General features: G+C 73.0%; 12 protein-coding genes and 1 tRNA gene. 6 read left to right on the top strand and 7 right to left on the bottom strand.

The features are described from left to right. Positions 1-48: 48 nt before the first annotated feature. Both ACFYMO_RS29120 and tsaD read right to left on the bottom strand, forming a co-directional pair. On the bottom strand, positions 49-624 hold the full coding sequence (locus ACFYMO_RS29120; protein ID WP_366771287.1) for a GNAT family N-acetyltransferase: 576 nt from the start codon (positions 622-624) through the stop codon (positions 49-51). Next, a complete protein-coding gene (gene tsaD, locus ACFYMO_RS29125) occupies positions 621-1,697 on the bottom strand; it encodes a tRNA (adenosine(37)-N6)-threonylcarbamoyltransferase complex transferase subunit TsaD (protein WP_366771286.1) in 1,077 nt (358 codons plus the stop codon). Before tsaD ends, ACFYMO_RS29120 begins: the two co-directional genes overlap by 4 nt. Before the next feature lie 198 nt (positions 1,698-1,895). Here tsaD and ACFYMO_RS29130 point away from each other — a divergent pair, with 198 nt between their 5' ends. Further along, positions 1,896-2,168 carry a hypothetical protein gene (locus tag ACFYMO_RS29130; RefSeq protein WP_366771285.1) on the top strand — a complete coding sequence of 91 codons (273 nt, stop codon included), beginning with the start codon at positions 1,896-1,898 and terminating at the stop codon, positions 2,166-2,168. A gap of 183 nt (positions 2,169-2,351) precedes the next feature. Here the strand turns inward: ACFYMO_RS29130 and ACFYMO_RS29135 are convergent, their stop codons facing one another. From ACFYMO_RS29135 to ACFYMO_RS29145, 3 genes are read right to left on the bottom strand one after another with little or no spacing between them, the layout of a single operon-like run. Next, on the bottom strand, positions 2,352-3,107 hold the full coding sequence (locus tag ACFYMO_RS29135) for a copper homeostasis protein CutC (protein ID WP_388550142.1): 756 nt from the start codon (positions 3,105-3,107) through the stop codon (positions 2,352-2,354). Further along, positions 3,104-4,627 (bottom strand): M81 family metallopeptidase, encoded by a 1,524-nt coding sequence (locus tag ACFYMO_RS29140; RefSeq protein WP_388550145.1) that lies wholly within the window; start codon positions 4,625-4,627, stop codon positions 3,104-3,106. Before ACFYMO_RS29140 ends, ACFYMO_RS29135 begins: the two co-directional genes overlap by 4 nt. Before the next feature lie 10 nt (positions 4,628-4,637). Continuing rightward, positions 4,638-5,885 carry an ROK family transcriptional regulator gene (locus ACFYMO_RS29145; RefSeq protein ID WP_366771282.1) on the bottom strand — a complete coding sequence of 416 codons (1,248 nt, stop codon included), beginning with the start codon at positions 5,883-5,885 and terminating at the stop codon, positions 4,638-4,640. A 307-nt stretch (positions 5,886-6,192) separates the two neighbouring features. Here ACFYMO_RS29145 and ACFYMO_RS29150 point away from each other — a divergent pair, with 307 nt between their 5' ends. The 5 genes from ACFYMO_RS29150 to ACFYMO_RS29170 are packed head-to-tail and all read left to right on the top strand — an operon-like array spanning position 6,193 to position 12,556. Next, on the top strand, positions 6,193-8,004 hold the full coding sequence (locus ACFYMO_RS29150; RefSeq protein ID WP_388550148.1) for a peptide ABC transporter substrate-binding protein: 1,812 nt from the start codon (positions 6,193-6,195) through the stop codon (positions 8,002-8,004). 49 nt (positions 8,005-8,053) lie between these two features. Next, complete coding sequence (locus tag ACFYMO_RS29155; protein ID WP_366771280.1) at positions 8,054-9,013, top strand: ABC transporter permease; 960 nt, start codon at positions 8,054-8,056, stop codon at positions 9,011-9,013. After that, positions 9,010-9,915: an ABC transporter permease gene (locus tag ACFYMO_RS29160; RefSeq protein ID WP_366771279.1), complete on the top strand. Its 906-nt coding sequence runs from the start codon at positions 9,010-9,012 to the stop codon at positions 9,913-9,915. Before ACFYMO_RS29155 ends, ACFYMO_RS29160 begins: the two co-directional genes overlap by 4 nt. Beyond that, positions 9,912-11,624: an ABC transporter ATP-binding protein gene (locus tag ACFYMO_RS29165; protein WP_366771278.1), complete on the top strand. Its 1,713-nt coding sequence runs from the start codon at positions 9,912-9,914 to the stop codon at positions 11,622-11,624. The genes ACFYMO_RS29160 and ACFYMO_RS29165 overlap by 4 nt, the downstream gene beginning before the upstream one ends. Then, positions 11,621-12,556 (top strand): ROK family protein, encoded by a 936-nt coding sequence (locus ACFYMO_RS29170; RefSeq protein ID WP_366771277.1) that lies wholly within the window; start codon positions 11,621-11,623, stop codon positions 12,554-12,556. Before ACFYMO_RS29165 ends, ACFYMO_RS29170 begins: the two co-directional genes overlap by 4 nt. Positions 12,557-12,746: 190 nt before the next feature. Here ACFYMO_RS29170 and ACFYMO_RS29175 read toward each other — a convergent pair whose 3' ends face one another. Together ACFYMO_RS29175 and ACFYMO_RS29180 are read right to left on the bottom strand one after the other, a co-directional pair. Further along, entirely contained in the window at positions 12,747-13,421 is a 675-nt protein-coding gene (locus ACFYMO_RS29175; protein WP_366771276.1) for a 3'-5' exonuclease, read from the bottom strand. Between the two features lie 124 nt (positions 13,422-13,545). Beyond that, positions 13,546-13,621, bottom strand: a tRNA-Trp gene (locus tag ACFYMO_RS29180). Between the last annotated feature and the right edge of the window lie 125 nt (positions 13,622-13,746).

The raw sequence follows: 13,746 nt of genomic DNA on the forward strand, positions 1-13,746 counted from the left end.
CATCCAGGGGAGCAAGCCGCACGGTGTGCAAGGCAGTGCTCCGGACGATTACTGGGGGAGGGCGGCGAGGGAGCGGGCGGGATGGCGCGGACCGAGGAAGACCACGACCCCTTCGCCCTCGGGGGCGGGATGGGTGGCCTGGGTCCAGCCCTGGCGGCGGTAGAACGAGACGGCCCGCGGCGATCTGACGGACGTCAGCAGCCAGACGCGGCCTCCGGGGGCGTCCGCCGCCACCGCGGCCAGCAGAGCGGCGGCGAGACCGGTGCCGCGGGCCGCGGTGCGCACGGCCAGCTCGGCGACCTCCCGGGCGCCGCACAGCCACGCGGCGGTACGCTCCGCGCCCAGCGCGGCGGCCGCCTGCTGATAGCAGCGGCCGGCCGGAAGGCGGGCGGGAGTCGTGCGGGCGGTGGCGAAGCCGGACGTACGCCCCTCCCCGCCGGCCGTCACCGCGGTGAACCCGGGCCCGAACGCCTCCTTCCGCAGCCGCGCCACGAACTCCGCGGCCCGCTCCACCTCTTCGTTCCACGGTGGCGCGCAGAACGCGTCGACGTACACGCCGCGCAGCGCCTCCGCCTGCTCCAGCAGCGCGGCACCCCGGACGACGCGGAGGTCGGAGGCCGTCACGCCGCCCGCCCGGCACCGGCCGGAGTGCCAGGCTGGAGCGCCGCGTACTCCAGCGGTGCCGACGGGTCGACGGACACTCCCAGCGGCGCGGGCTCGGCACCGGAGCGCACCAGCAGATCACCGACGGCCGCGATCATCGCCCCGTTGTCCGTGCACAGCGTCAGCGGCGGGACGCGCAGTTCCACCCCGGCGGTGGCGCACCGCTGCTCCGCCAGGGCCCGGACCCGGGAGTTGGCCGCCACGCCGCCGACCACCACCAGGGTCCCGACGCCGTGGGCGCGGCAGGCCGCGACCGCCTTGCGGGTCAGCACGTCGGCCACAGCCTCCTGGAGGGCGGCGGCCCCGTCGGCCACGGGCGGCTCCTCGCCACGGAGGCGGTGCTGCTCGGCCCAGCGGGCCGCAGCCGTCTTGAGCCCGGAGAAGGAGAACGCGTACGGGTCGTCGCCGGGACGCGTCAACGGCCTGGGGAAGGCAACGGCCCGCGGATCGCCGTCCCGTGCCGCCCGGTCGACGGCCGGACCGCCCGGATACGGCAGGCCCAGCACGCGGGCGACCTTGTCGAAGCACTCACCGGCCGCGTCGTCCAGGGTGTCACCCAGGTGCAGGATCGGCTCCCGCACCAGGTCCCGGACCAGGAGCAGCGAGGTGTGGCCGCCGGAGACGATCAGCACCACGGAGGGGTCGGGCAGCGGCCCGTGCTCCAGGGTGTCCGCCGCGACGTGTCCGGCCAGATGGTGCACCCCGTACAGCGGTGCTCCCACCGCGTAGGCGAGGCTCTTCGCCCCGGCGAGCCCCACCTGCAGCGCGCCCGAGAGACCGGGCCCGGTGGTGACCGCGAGCGCGTCGATCTGGCTCAGCCGCAGACCGGCCTGGTCGAGCGCCCGCCGGACCACGGGGTTGAAGGAGTGCAGATGCGCGCGGGCCGCGATCTCGGGCACGACACCGCCGAACCGCGCGTGCTCGTCCATGCTCGACGCGACGACATGCGCCAGCAGTTGCCCGTCCCGCACGACCCCCGCACCTGTCTCGTCGCACGACGACTCGATACCGAGCACGATCGGTCCTCGGGACACGGCCACTCCCTCACATCCGGCTTTCTTGCACGCACATTGTAGTTGCAACCAAGATGCAATAAATGTCTCGCGGGGTCGTGAGGCCTGGAAGGGGATCCGGGACGACGCCGGCAGAAGACGACCCTGACGCGCGTCCGGACGGTGCGGGCGGCGAGAATTTCCCGCACCACCACGTCAGCGATCATGAAAGAGGAACCCGTGAGCAGACCGGCTCGGCAGCGTGCGGCGGCCCTGTACGCGATATCCGCCACCTGCGCCGTCGTGGGCGCGCTGCTGTGGGTGCGCGGACACGACCGGATGGGGCAGCCACCCCGCTCCTACGGGGCCTACCTGGCGGTCGACGGCTATACGCCCTCGACGTGGCAGGTTTGGTCCTCGGCGGTGCCGCAGGACCGACTGGGTGTGTACCTCGTCGTGTTCGGCGCTCTGCTGGCGGTGGGGACGCGCGTGTTCCTGGCGCGGCGCGGCTGACGGCCGTCCGGTCGCGGAGGCACTGTGTACCGGCCTGCCCGACCCCCGCCGCTTCCTCGGCGGACACGGCGAGCGGGAGTGCGCATTCCCGTCGGCCGGCCGAGGATCGGGCGGGCCGCACAGTCGGCCCGCCCGGCGGGAACGGGCCGGTGTGCGCGCCCGTTCAGTCCTCGCGGCCGGAGGTCAGCCCGCGGCGTCCAGCGCCCGCCGGGCTGCCGCGACGGCGGCGGGGTCGGTGACGAAGTGCCCGTCCTCCGCGGCCGAGGCGCCTGCGGCGCCGAGCGGCACCCATCTCCCGCCGCGCCGGGGCGCGGCCCGGGTCTTGGCGGAGAGGTGGACGGCGGCGGCGCCCGCGGCGAGCAGCTCCGCGACCGTGCCCGGGCGCACCCCGCCGCCGGCCATCACCTCCACGCCGTCAGCGGCGGCGGCCATCTCGGCGATCAGCTCGGCCCCCTCGACCGCGGTGGCGGCCCCGCCCGAGGTGAGCACCCGGTTGAGGCCGAGCCCGGGCAGCAGCGCCGCGGCCGCGACCGGGTCGGCGGTCTGGTCGACGGCCCGGTGCAGGGTGACCTCGACCGGCCGGCCCGCGGCGTGCGCGGCTTCGGCGAGCGCGGCCACGACGGGGACGTCGAGGGCGCCGTCGGCGGTGAGCGCCCCGATCACCACCCCGGCGGCTCCGGAGGCGACGGCCGACCGCACCTCGGCGGCCATCAGCGCCACTTCCTCCGCGTCGTGCACGAAGTCGCCGGGCCGGCACCGGACCAGGACGTGCACCGGCGGGCCCGCTTCGGCGGCGGCCTCGACCAGCGCCGCGGACGGGGTGAGGCCGCCCAGCTCCAGGCCGGTGCACAGTTCGACCCGGTCGGCGCCGTGCTCGCGCGCGATGCGGGCACCGGCCGGTGAGGTGACGGCGATCTCCAGGGCGGGGCGGGCGGTCACTCGTCGTCCCCGGTCAGCGGCTGGTCGGAGGCCGGGATGCGGCGGGCCCGCAGGTCCGGGTCGGCCATGCCGCGGTCGAAGGGGAACATCGGGCGGCGGATGCGGTGGTGGCCCAGGCGCACCAGGTCCTGGTCGACGCCGCCGGGGGTGAGCGCCATCTTCCAGCCGGCCGACATCTCGGCCAGTTCCGGCTCCAGGTAGCCGATCTTCACGATCACGATGTCGGCGCCACGCGGGTCGAGGCCGAGGTCGGTGAAGTCGTGCTCGTGGTGGTAGGGCTTGCGGCGCCGGGTGAGGATCGCGTGGACGCTGCCGATCCGGATCACGACCTCGGTCCCGGCGTCCCGGTCGCCGTGCCGGACGGCGTGGACCACGCCGGTGAGGGTGACCGGACCCGCGTGCCGGTCGTCGACCTCGGCTCCGGCGGTCACGGTGACGGTGGCGCCGACGCCCGCCGCGACGGCGGTCTCGACCGCCTCCGGACCCGGGAGGGAGGCGTAGAGCACCGTCGGGCCGTCGTCCTGTTGGAACTCCGGGCGCTCCAGCAGCCGGGTCAGGCCCCAGGTGACGTCGCCCGCGCCGCCCGCGGTCGGGTTGTCACCGGTGTCGCTGACGTAGAACGGGCGCTGGTCGGAGGCGAGCGCCTCGTCCAGGATGCCGTCGAAGGTGCCGGTGGGGGCGACGAAGTCGAAGTCGTGGCGGGCGTCCCAGAAGCCGCGGGCGAGCCGTTCGGCGCCCGCAGCGACGGCGTCCCCGTCCGGGCCGGTGACCACGACGGCGGCCCGGTTGCGGGGCTCGTCGGCCCAGGCGTAGCCGACCCAGATCGCGGCGTCGGTGACGCCGTCGGCGGCCTCGACCTCCTCGACGGCCGCGTACACGCTCCGGGCGGGCTCCACGCGGGTGGAGGTCTGCTCGCCGGCCAGCAGCACCGGTACCGGCACCCACGCCTTGGCCGGGCGGGGTGCGCCGGAGGCCAGCAGGTCCACCAGGTTGCGGGCGGCCCGCTCCTTGGTCTCCATGTGGTCCTCGTGGGGCGCCATCCGGTAGCAGGTGATCAGGTCGCTGCGGTGGACGAGTTCCCGCGAGACGTTGCCGTGCAGGTCCATGGAGGTGGAGACGGTCACGCGGGGGCCGACGGTGGCGCGGATGCGCTCCAGCAGCACGGCCTCGGCGTCGTCGACGCCCTCGACGGTCATGGCGCCGTGGATGTCGTACCAGAGGCCGTCCGGCTCGGGCAGTGCCGCGAGCCTCTCGATCAGCTCGCCGGTCAGCTCCTCCCACGCGGCGGCCGTGACGGTGCCGCCCGGCAGTGACTTGCCGACGAGTGCGCCGTGCCACTCGGCGGCCTCGCGCAGCTCCCGGCCGGGCGCCAGGAAGGGGTAGCGCTCGAGCACCTCCTCGCCGCGCGAGGGATGGAAGGCGGGGGCCAGGGTGCGGGCGGGGGAGAAGGTGGAGGACTCGATGCCGAGTCCGGCTATCGCGATCACCGGGCGGTCGGCGGGGGTGAGGGGGCGTGACACGGCTGTTCTCCTACGGTGTGCGGGGGCCCGGCGAGGCGGGGGAGGCGGGGGAGGGAAGGTGGCCGGAGGCCAGGTCGGTGCGGCCGACCTGGCGCAGGGCGTCGGCGAGAGCGCGTTGCAGCGCGAACTGCCCGGCGCCCACCAGCCCGGCGTCGGCGCTGAGGCTGACGCGTTCGATGGTGAGGTGTTCGGTGACCAGCGGGTGGCAGCTTTCGTACAGCTGGCTGCGCACGGCGGCGACGAACGGTTCCAGGGTGGAGAGGATGCCGCCGAGGTAGACGGCGTCGGGGTTGAAGAAGTTGACGTTGGCGGCCAGGACCTGGCCCAGGTAGTCGCCGGCCTTGCGGACGGCGCGGGTGGCCTCGGGGTCGCCGTGGCCGGCGAGCCGCACCACATCCTCCAGGCGCTCGACCTGTGCGCCGCGCTCGCGCAGGATGCGGACCAGCGCGGCGCCGGAGGCCACGGTCTCCAGACACCCGGTGTTGCCGCAGGAGCAGGGGGTTTCGGCACCGCCGACGACGCGGATGTGGGTGATCTCGCCGGCGGCTCCGGTGGCGCCCCGGAAGAGCCGGCCGTCGACGATGACTCCGGCACCGATCGCGGAACCGATCTTCACCATGATCGACTGCCGGTGTTCGGCGGGCCGCACGGTGTGCTCGCCCACCGCCATGCAGTTGGCGTCGTTGTCGGCTGCGGCCGGGACGCCGAAGCGGTCCTGGAGCCAGGAGATGATCGGGAAACGGTTCCAGCCGGGCATCCGGGCCGGCATGACGGCCGAGCCCGAGACGACGTCGACCGGGCCCGGTAGCGAGAGGCCGACGCCGCGCAGCCCGGGACCGTGGTCCTCGGCCAGCGCCTGCAGGGTCTCGGCGAGCCGCGGCAGGGCCGCCTCGGGTCCCTCGTCGATGGCGAACGGAACGGTCGAGACGCCTGCGACGCCGCCGCCGGGCAGCACCACGCCGACGCGGGCATGCCGTCCGCCGAGGTCGGCGGCGACGGCGAACTCGTCGGTGCCGCCGAGCCGCAGCACCTTTCGGGGCCGCCCGCCGGTGGACGCCTGGGTGCCCTCCTCCGCGATGAGCCCGCGCTCGACGAGCCGGCTCACGGCCAGCGAGACCGTGGAGGCGGCGGCACCGAGCAGACCGGCGAGCTCGGCGCGCGAGGACGCCTGTCCCGACGCCACGAGCTCCAGTATCCGCGGGGCGAGGGCCGAGGCGCCCTTCGCGTCCTTGGAGCCCCCTGGACTTATTTCATTCATGGACGAAGTAACTTCCGCGATGGGTGGGTGTGCCGGAGACAGTACGCCCGAGCGGCGCGTTGCGGAACGGTTCCTGATGATCTTTTCCAGCCATAAAAATTGCCCAAAACCCCGCAAAGCGCAGCATCGTGGCTGGTTCTCAGGGTAGGCCGAACTTTTTCCATAACCGCAGATACTTACTTGTTACAGAACTTTGTTTGTGTGCGCGCCGCAGCAGGCGTTAGCTGTCGTGAACACAGCGCCGGTCCGACGGCGCCAGCCCGGTTCACCGGGCTCCCCCTTCGGGTCCTACCTCCTGAGGAGAGCCATGTCCCCTGCTCGTAAGGCCGCCGGCCGCCGCTGGGCCCTTGTCGCGGGCGCCACCGCCACCACCGGAGCACTGCTGGCCGGCTGCTCCGGCGGCGGCACCTCGTCCGCCTCCGGCGCCTCGGACACGATCAACTACGCGCTCCCGGCCAACTTCACGCCGAACTGGATCCTCCCGATCGGCACCGCCGCACATCTGAACACCAACAACTCCTCCATATCGCAGTCCCTGTGGGAGCCGCTGATCGCCTACGACGGCTCCACCGGCAAGGTCGGCTGGAACAAGGACAACTCGCTCGCCACCGCCGCGGACTTCGCCGACGACAGCAAGAGCGTCACCGTCACCCTCGGTGACCGGCACTGGAGCGACGGGAAGCCCGTCACTTCCCGCGACGTGGAGTTCTGGTTCAACCTCGTCAAGGAGAACAAGAAGGACTGGGCCAGCTACAGCCCCGGCAAGGCACCGGACAACTGGAAGTCCTTCAAGACCGTCGACGACACCCACTTCACCCTCACCTTCGACCGGGCCTACAACCAGCAGTGGATGCTCGCCAACGAGCTGAGCATGATCCGCCCGATGCCGCAGCACGTCTGGGACAAGACCAGCGACTCCGGCTCCGTCTCCGACCTGGACCGCACCCCCGCCGGGGCGAAGAAGGTCTGGAAGTACCTCAACGGAGTCGCCAAGAAGATCTCCGGCTACGCCACCGACCCGCTGTGGAAGACCGTCAGCGGCCCCTACACCCTCAAGTCCTTCTCCACCGCCGGAAAGGTGCAGCTCACCGCCAACGCCGAGTACGACGGCGGCGGCAAGGCCCACATCAAGAACGTCAACCTGCTGCCGTTCACCACCACCGACGCCGAGGAGAACGCGCTGCGGGCCGGCACCGTCGACTACGGCTACATCAAGGCCACCGACCTCGGCCAGAAGTCGCAGTTCACCGCCAAGGGCTACACCGTCCGGCCGTGGTCGGGCTGGGCCATCACCTACATGCCCTACAACTTCAACAACCCGAAGATGGGCCCGGTCTTCAAGCAGCTCTACGCCCGCCAGGCCATCCAGATGTCGGTGAACCAGAAGACGCTCTCCAAGGTCGTCTTCAACGGCACCGCGGTGCCCACCTACGGCCCGATCCCGCAGGGCCAGAAGTCCTCCTTCCTCTCGAAGAAGCAGCAGGACAACCCCTACCCCTTCGACACCGCCAAGGCCCGCAAGCTGCTCACCGACCACGGCTGGAGCGAGCGCGGCGGCACCATGGTGTGCACCAGCCCCGGCGACGGCGACGGCCACTGCGGCAAGGGCGTCGACAAGGGCACCAAGTTCTCCATGCAGGTGCTCTCGCAGTCCGGCTCCACCGTGACCGACAACATGATGAGCGCCCTGCAGTCGTCGTTCGCCAAGACCGGCATCGACTTCCACATCAAGACCGCACCGGTCAACTCCGTCCTCTCGCAGTCCGGCCAGTGCAAGGCGAGCGAACCGAGCTGCAAGTGGCAGCTCTCCTTCTTCGGCACCGCCGGCAGCTGGTACTACCCCGCCTACCCCAGCGGCGACTCGCTCTTCGCCGGCGGCGGCGGCTCCAACTTCGGCAACTACTCCGACCCCGAGGTCGACAAGCTGGTCGCCCGGACCACCACCTCCGCCTCCGACGAGGCCATGCGCGACTACAGCGCAGCCCTCGCCGAGAAGCTCCCGGTGGTGTGGCTGCCCGAACCCGACTACCAGGTCTCCGTGGTCAAGAAGGGACTCGGCGGCTTCGCACAGGACTCACTCGCCAACTTCCACCCCGCCATGTGGAAGTGGACCAAGTAGCCCGTCACCGCGACCGCGCGCACCACCGAGCCCGAGCGACGGAACACAGATGAGCACTCCCACATACCTGATCAGACGCGTCCTGCAGGCCGCCGCGGTCATCCTGATCGTGACGATCGTGGTCTTCGCCCTGCTGCACGCCCTGCCCGGGGGTCCCGCCCGCGGGATCCTCGGCCCGCAGGCCACCGCACAGCAGATCGCCGCCTTCGACCACGAGCAGGGCCTCGACAAGCCCCTCCCCGTGCAGTACCTCTACTACCTGGGGCAACTGGCACACGGCGACCTCGGCACCTCCTACACCCTCAACGAGCCGGTGTCGCAACTGATCACCGAGCGGCTGCCGAAGACCCTGCTGCTGACCGTCCTCTCCGCGGTCGTCGGCCTGCTGCTGGCCGTACCGCTGGGGATGTGGCAGGCCGTGCGGCGGAACAAGCCGGTCGACTACGTCATCACCACGCTGAGCTTCATCGCCTACTCCACACCCGTGTACTTCCTCGGGCTGATCCTGGTGCTGGTGTTCAGCCAGGCGCTGCCGTGGTTCCCCTCCCAGGCCCCGCAGGGGCACACACTGGGCGAGGTGCTCGCCCACCCCCAGGGACTGGTGCTGCCCGTCGCCGCCGGCGCCGCCTCGATGGTCGCCGTCTTCAGCCGCTACATGCGCGCAGCCACCCTGGAGAACCTCTCCGAGGACTACGTCAGGACGGCCCGGGCCGGGGGCTCCCGCTCCCGGGCCATCCTGTGGCGGCACGTCTTCCGCAACTCGCTGACCCCGGTGGTCGCCATGCTCGGCTACTACGTGCCGGTGCTGTTCGGCGGCGCCCTGGTCGTCGAGCAGCTCTTCAACTACCCCGGCATGGGCCTGCTCTTCTGGACCGCCGCACAGTCCTCCGACTACCCGGTGCTGCTCGGCTGCGTGCTGATCATCGCGGTCGCCACCGTGACCGGCACGCTGCTCGCCGACATCGTCCAGCGGATCATCGACCCCCGAGTGAAGGCAGGCCGGTCATGAGCACTGTCATGCAGCCGGACCGCACCCCCGGCACGGGCACCACCACCCCCGAGCCCGCCGCCTCGGGAACCCGGCTTGCCGTCCGGCGCTTCCTGCGCAACCGGCTCGCGGTGGTCGGCCTCGGCGTCGTCGTCTTCTTCGTCCTGTTCTGCTTCGCGGGCCCGCTGGTCTACTCGACCGACCAGACCCACACCCTGCTCCAGCAGGTCAACCTCGCCCCCAGCGGCGCACACTGGCTGGGCACCGACGCCGTCGGCCACGACCAACTGGGCCGGCTGATGTACGGCGGCAAGGTGTCGATGACCGTCGGCCTCGCCGCCGGCGTCCTGGCCACGGTCATCGGCACCCTGTGGGGCGCCGCCGCCGGATACGCAGGTGGCTGGGTCGACGCCGTCATGATGCGGATCGTGGACGCCGGCATCGCCATCCCCGCCCTCTTCATCCTGCTGGTGGTCTCGGCCATCACCACCCCCGGACTGGGCGGCCTCGTCCTCATCCTCGGCTTCGTCTCCTGGCTGGTGCCTTCGCGGCTGGTCCGCGCCGAGACACTCACCCTGAAGAACCGCGACTACGTCCTGACGCTGCGCGCCATCGGCGGCACCCACTCCAGGGCCATCACCCGGCACATCCTGCCCAACTCGGTCTCCACCATCGTCGTCGCGGCTACCTTCCAGATCGCCGACGCGATCCTGCTGGTCGCCTACGTCTCCTACCTGGGCCTGGGCGTCCAGCCGCCGTCCACCGACTGGGGCGGCATGCTGTCGGCGGGCCTGACCGCCGCCTACTCCGGCTACTGGTGGCTCATTCTGCCGCCCGGCCTCGCCATCATCCTGGTGGTGTGGGCGTTCAACGCGATCGGGGACGGGCTCCGCGACGCTTTCGACGTGAGGGGACGCGGATGACCGCCACCGAAAGCCCCGCTGCACCGGCGGCCGGGCCCATCCTGCAACTCGACGGCCTCGGCGTCGTCTTCACCACCCAGTCCGGCGAGGTGCCCGCCGTCCGCGGCGTGTCCCTGCTGGTCGAACCCGGCGAGACCCTCGCCCTCGTCGGCGAGTCCGGCTCCGGCAAGTCCACCGTCGCGCTCGCCGCGATGGGCCTGCTCGCCGACAACGCCCGCGCCACCGGGAGCGCCGCCGTCGCCGGCACCGAGGTGATCGGCGCCGGCGAGGCCGCGCTCGCGGGCCTGCGCGGCCGGACCGTCTCGATGGTCTTCCAGGAACCGGCCACAGCCCTGGACCCGCTCACCCGCGTCGGCAAGCAGATCGCCGAGGTCGTCCGCAACCACCGCGACGTCTCCGCCAAGGACGCCGCCGCCGAGGCCGTGGACCTGCTGCGCCGCGTCGGCATCCCCGAACCGGAGAAGCGGGCCTCGGCCTACCCCTTCCAGCTCTCCGGCGGCCAGCGCCAGCGCGTCGTCATCGCCATGGCCATCGCCAACGAACCCGCGCTGCTCATCGCCGACGAGCCGACCACCGCGCTGGACGTCACCGTGCAGGCCGAGATCCTCGACCTGCTGCGCCGCCTCGCCGCCGAGACCGGCACCGGCGTGCTGCTGGTCACCCACAACATGGGTGTGGTCGCCGACTTCGCCGACCGGGTCGCGGTCATGTACCAGGGCGCCCTCGTGGAGACCGGCCCCGTCGAGGACGTGCTGCTGCACCCCTCCCACGAGTACACCCGGCGGCTGCTGGCCGCGGTGCCGCGCCTCTCCGTCGCCGAGGGGAGCGCGCCGCAGGCGCCACGGCCCGCCGCACCCGCTGCCGGGGCCGAGCCGGTCGTCGAACTGGACGGCGTCTCCGTCGTCTTCGGACGCGGCAGGAACGCCGTACGGGCGCTGGACGGTGTCTCCCTCGCCGTGCGCCAGGGCGAGACCCTCGGCCTGGTCGGTGAGTCGGGCTCCGGCAAGTCGACCGCCGCCCGGGTCGCGCTCGGCCTGGTCCCGCCGACCGAGGGCACCGTCTCGCTGTTCGGCACCGACCTGGCCCGCACCCGCTCCCGGGCCCGCCGGGCGCTGCGGGCCGGCATCGGCGTGGTGCTGCAGGACCCGGTGGCCTCACTGGACGCCAGGATGACCGTGGGCGAATGCGTCGCCGAACCCCTCAGGGTGCACCGCCGGGGACTGAACGCGCGGGAGCGCCAGGACCGCGTCGCCACCGTCCTGGACCGGGTCAGACTGCCGCGCGAGGTGGCCCGGCGGGCGCCCAGGGAACTGTCCGGCGGGCAGCGCCAGCGGGTCAGCCTCGCCCGCGCTCTGGTGCTGGAGCCCCGGCTCCTGGTCGCCGACGAACCCACCAGCGCACTCGACGTCAGCGTGCAGGAGGCCGTCCTCGAGGTGGTCTCCGAACTCCAGGCCGAACTCGGCTTCGCCTGCCTTTTCGTCTCCCACGACCTCGCGGTCGTCCAGCACTTCGCGCAGCGCGTCGTGGTGATGCGCGCCGGCCGGGTCGAGGAGCAGGGCGACACCGGCAGCACGTTGCTGCGGCCGGAGACCGACTACACGCGCAGACTGCTGGCCGCCGTGCCGGTGCCCGACCCGGTGGTGCAGCGCGGCCGCAGAGCCGAACGCCTGGCCACCCTGGCAGCGGGCCGGACGGAGGCGAGGGCTTGACCTCCCGGGAACGCACCCTCTTCGCCGGGGTGGACATCGGCGGAACCACCACCGAAGTGGTGCTCTGCGCCGAGGACCTGACCGTCCTGGACCGCGCCGGGACGGCGACCCCGGCGGCCGACGGCGGCCAGGCCATGATCGGCAAGGCGCTCGGCGCGCTGGCTCCGCTGCTGGAGCGCACCCCCGGGCGGCTGGCCGGCGTCGGCACCGGCGCGGCCGGCGTCGTCGACTCCGACGCCGGACGCATCCTGGTGGCCAGCGACTCCTTCACCGGCTGGGCGGGCTTCGCGGTCGCCGATGCCGTCGCATCGGCACTCGGCGTCCCGGCCTACCTGGACAACGACGTCAACGCCTTCCTGTACGGGGAGGTGTACGGCGGCGCCGTGCGCGGCGAGACCGACGTCCTCGGCATCACGCTGGGCACTGGGGTCGGCGGGGCACTGTGGACCGGCGGCGCACTGTTCCCCGGGCCGCACGGCGCGGCGGGCGAGATCGGGCACATCCCGGGATTCGGCGACCTGCCCTGCACCTGCGGCGGCCGCGGCCATCTGGAGACCCTCGCCTCCGGGCGGTCGCTGTGCGCCCGGTACGCCGAGCGCACCGGCCGCCGGCTCACCGCGCGCGAGATCGCCGACGCCGCCGGACACGGCGACGCGGACGCCCTCGCGGTCTACCGGGCCGCCGCCGGGGGCCTCGCGCGGGCCATCGTGATGACGGTGGGCCTCGTCGACGTCACCACGGTGGTGGTCGGCGGCGGCGTCAGCGGTGCCTGGTCGCTGCTGGAGCCCCTGATACGGGAGCAGTTGGCCGCCGAGCCGCCGGTCAGCGGCCACCCGGTCCGGCTGGTGCGGGCCGCGCTGGGCGCCGACGCGATCCCGGTGGGCGCGGCGGCCAGGGCCCGCCGGGAACTGACCGCGGGCGCCCTGGTCTGAGACCGTACCGGGATCCGGCGGCACCATCCGGCCGCACCCGCCGGCGGGTGCACCGGACCTTGCCGCCGGTGCACCCGCCGACTTCCTCCCGGCGATCCCGATCCGGGCGGAAGGCGTGCTCGACCGAGCGGCCGCGGAGCCCGTCGAAGCCGTCGGCAACGGCACCACGAGACCGGTGTGCCTGCCCGCGTCAGCGGCCGGGGCCGAACAGTTCGCCCTGCACGGGGAGGTCGTCGGCGGCCGTGGCGGCGGGTTTCGGCCGGAGCCCGGCTGCGACGTCGAGATCGAGGAGTGTGGACCAGCGACCGGCCCGCGCTCCGTCGGCCAGCAGCCGCCGGAAGACCTCGGCGGTCGCCTCCACGTCCGGCATCGCCCGGTGCCGCCCGCGAGGTGGCGGCATGCCGTAGTGCCGCAGCAGCGCGTCCAGCCCGTACGAGGACAGGCCGCGCAGTACCCGCCTGGCCAGCCTGAGCGTGTCCAGTATCGGGGCGGCGCCGAGGGTGGGGCAGTGCGAGGCGTGACGCGCGATCAGCCCGGCCTCCGTGGAGGCGTGCTGGGCGACGAGCCGGTAGGGCGGCGACGTCAGACGCCGCTCGAGTCCGGCGAGGACCTCGGCAGGTGGCGGTGCGCTGCGCAAAGCGGCTTCGGTCATGCCGCCGGCCAGGTCCCGCGCCGTGACCGGCACATCCGACGGAGGCCGGATCAAGGAGGCGAAGCGGCCGTCCTCCACCAGCCGCCCTCCGCGGACGACCAGGGCGAGAGCCGCGACCTCGGTGGGCTCGGCCGGACGCCCCGCCGGGGTGAGCGCCTCGAAGTCGATCACCACGAAGGTCGTGCCGCGCAGATTCCCGATCAGGCTGCCCATCCCGCGGCATCCTGCCCGATCACCTCCGGAACACTGCTACCGCGGCGCGCCGAGCGTGTCGCGACACGGCAGCCCCTTGCCGCAGGCCCCGTCGCCGGGGAACCGGCCCGTGGCAGGGACGTGGTGGCAGGGGTGGCAGGAGTCGAACCTGCGGCATCCGGTTTTGGAGACCGGCGCTCTGGCCTCTGAGCTACACCCCTCCGACACGCTTCAGCCTGGCACCCCGGGCAGGCGGACCGCCAGGGAATTTCCGCGGTCCCGGTTGCCGACCGGAGTGCTGCCAACCGTGGATCCTCTCCGGCAGCCCGGGCACGGATGAGCCCGG

The organism is Streptomyces sp. NPDC007025, assembly GCF_042869455.1.
In the GTDB taxonomy this organism is placed as follows: Bacteria; Actinomycetota; Actinomycetes; order Streptomycetales; family Streptomycetaceae; genus Streptomyces.

Bases quoted from the DNA above. Each gene is read 5' to 3' on its own strand.
- ACFYMO_RS29145 (WP_366771282.1), bottom strand. From the start codon at position 5,885: ATGAATGAAATAAGTCCAGGGGGCTCCAAGGACGCGAAGGGCGCCTCG.
- ACFYMO_RS29150 (WP_388550148.1), top strand. From the start codon at position 6,193: ATGTCCCCTGCTCGTAAGGCCGCCGGCCGCCGCTGGGCCCTTGTCGCG.
- ACFYMO_RS29155 (WP_366771280.1), top strand. From the start codon at position 8,054: ATGAGCACTCCCACATACCTGATCAGACGCGTCCTGCAGGCCGCCGCG.
- ACFYMO_RS29160 (WP_366771279.1), top strand. From the start codon at position 9,010: ATGAGCACTGTCATGCAGCCGGACCGCACCCCCGGCACGGGCACCACC.
- ACFYMO_RS29165 (WP_366771278.1), top strand. From the start codon at position 9,912: ATGACCGCCACCGAAAGCCCCGCTGCACCGGCGGCCGGGCCCATCCTG.
- ACFYMO_RS29175 (WP_366771276.1), bottom strand. From the start codon at position 13,421: ATGGGCAGCCTGATCGGGAATCTGCGCGGCACGACCTTCGTGGTGATC.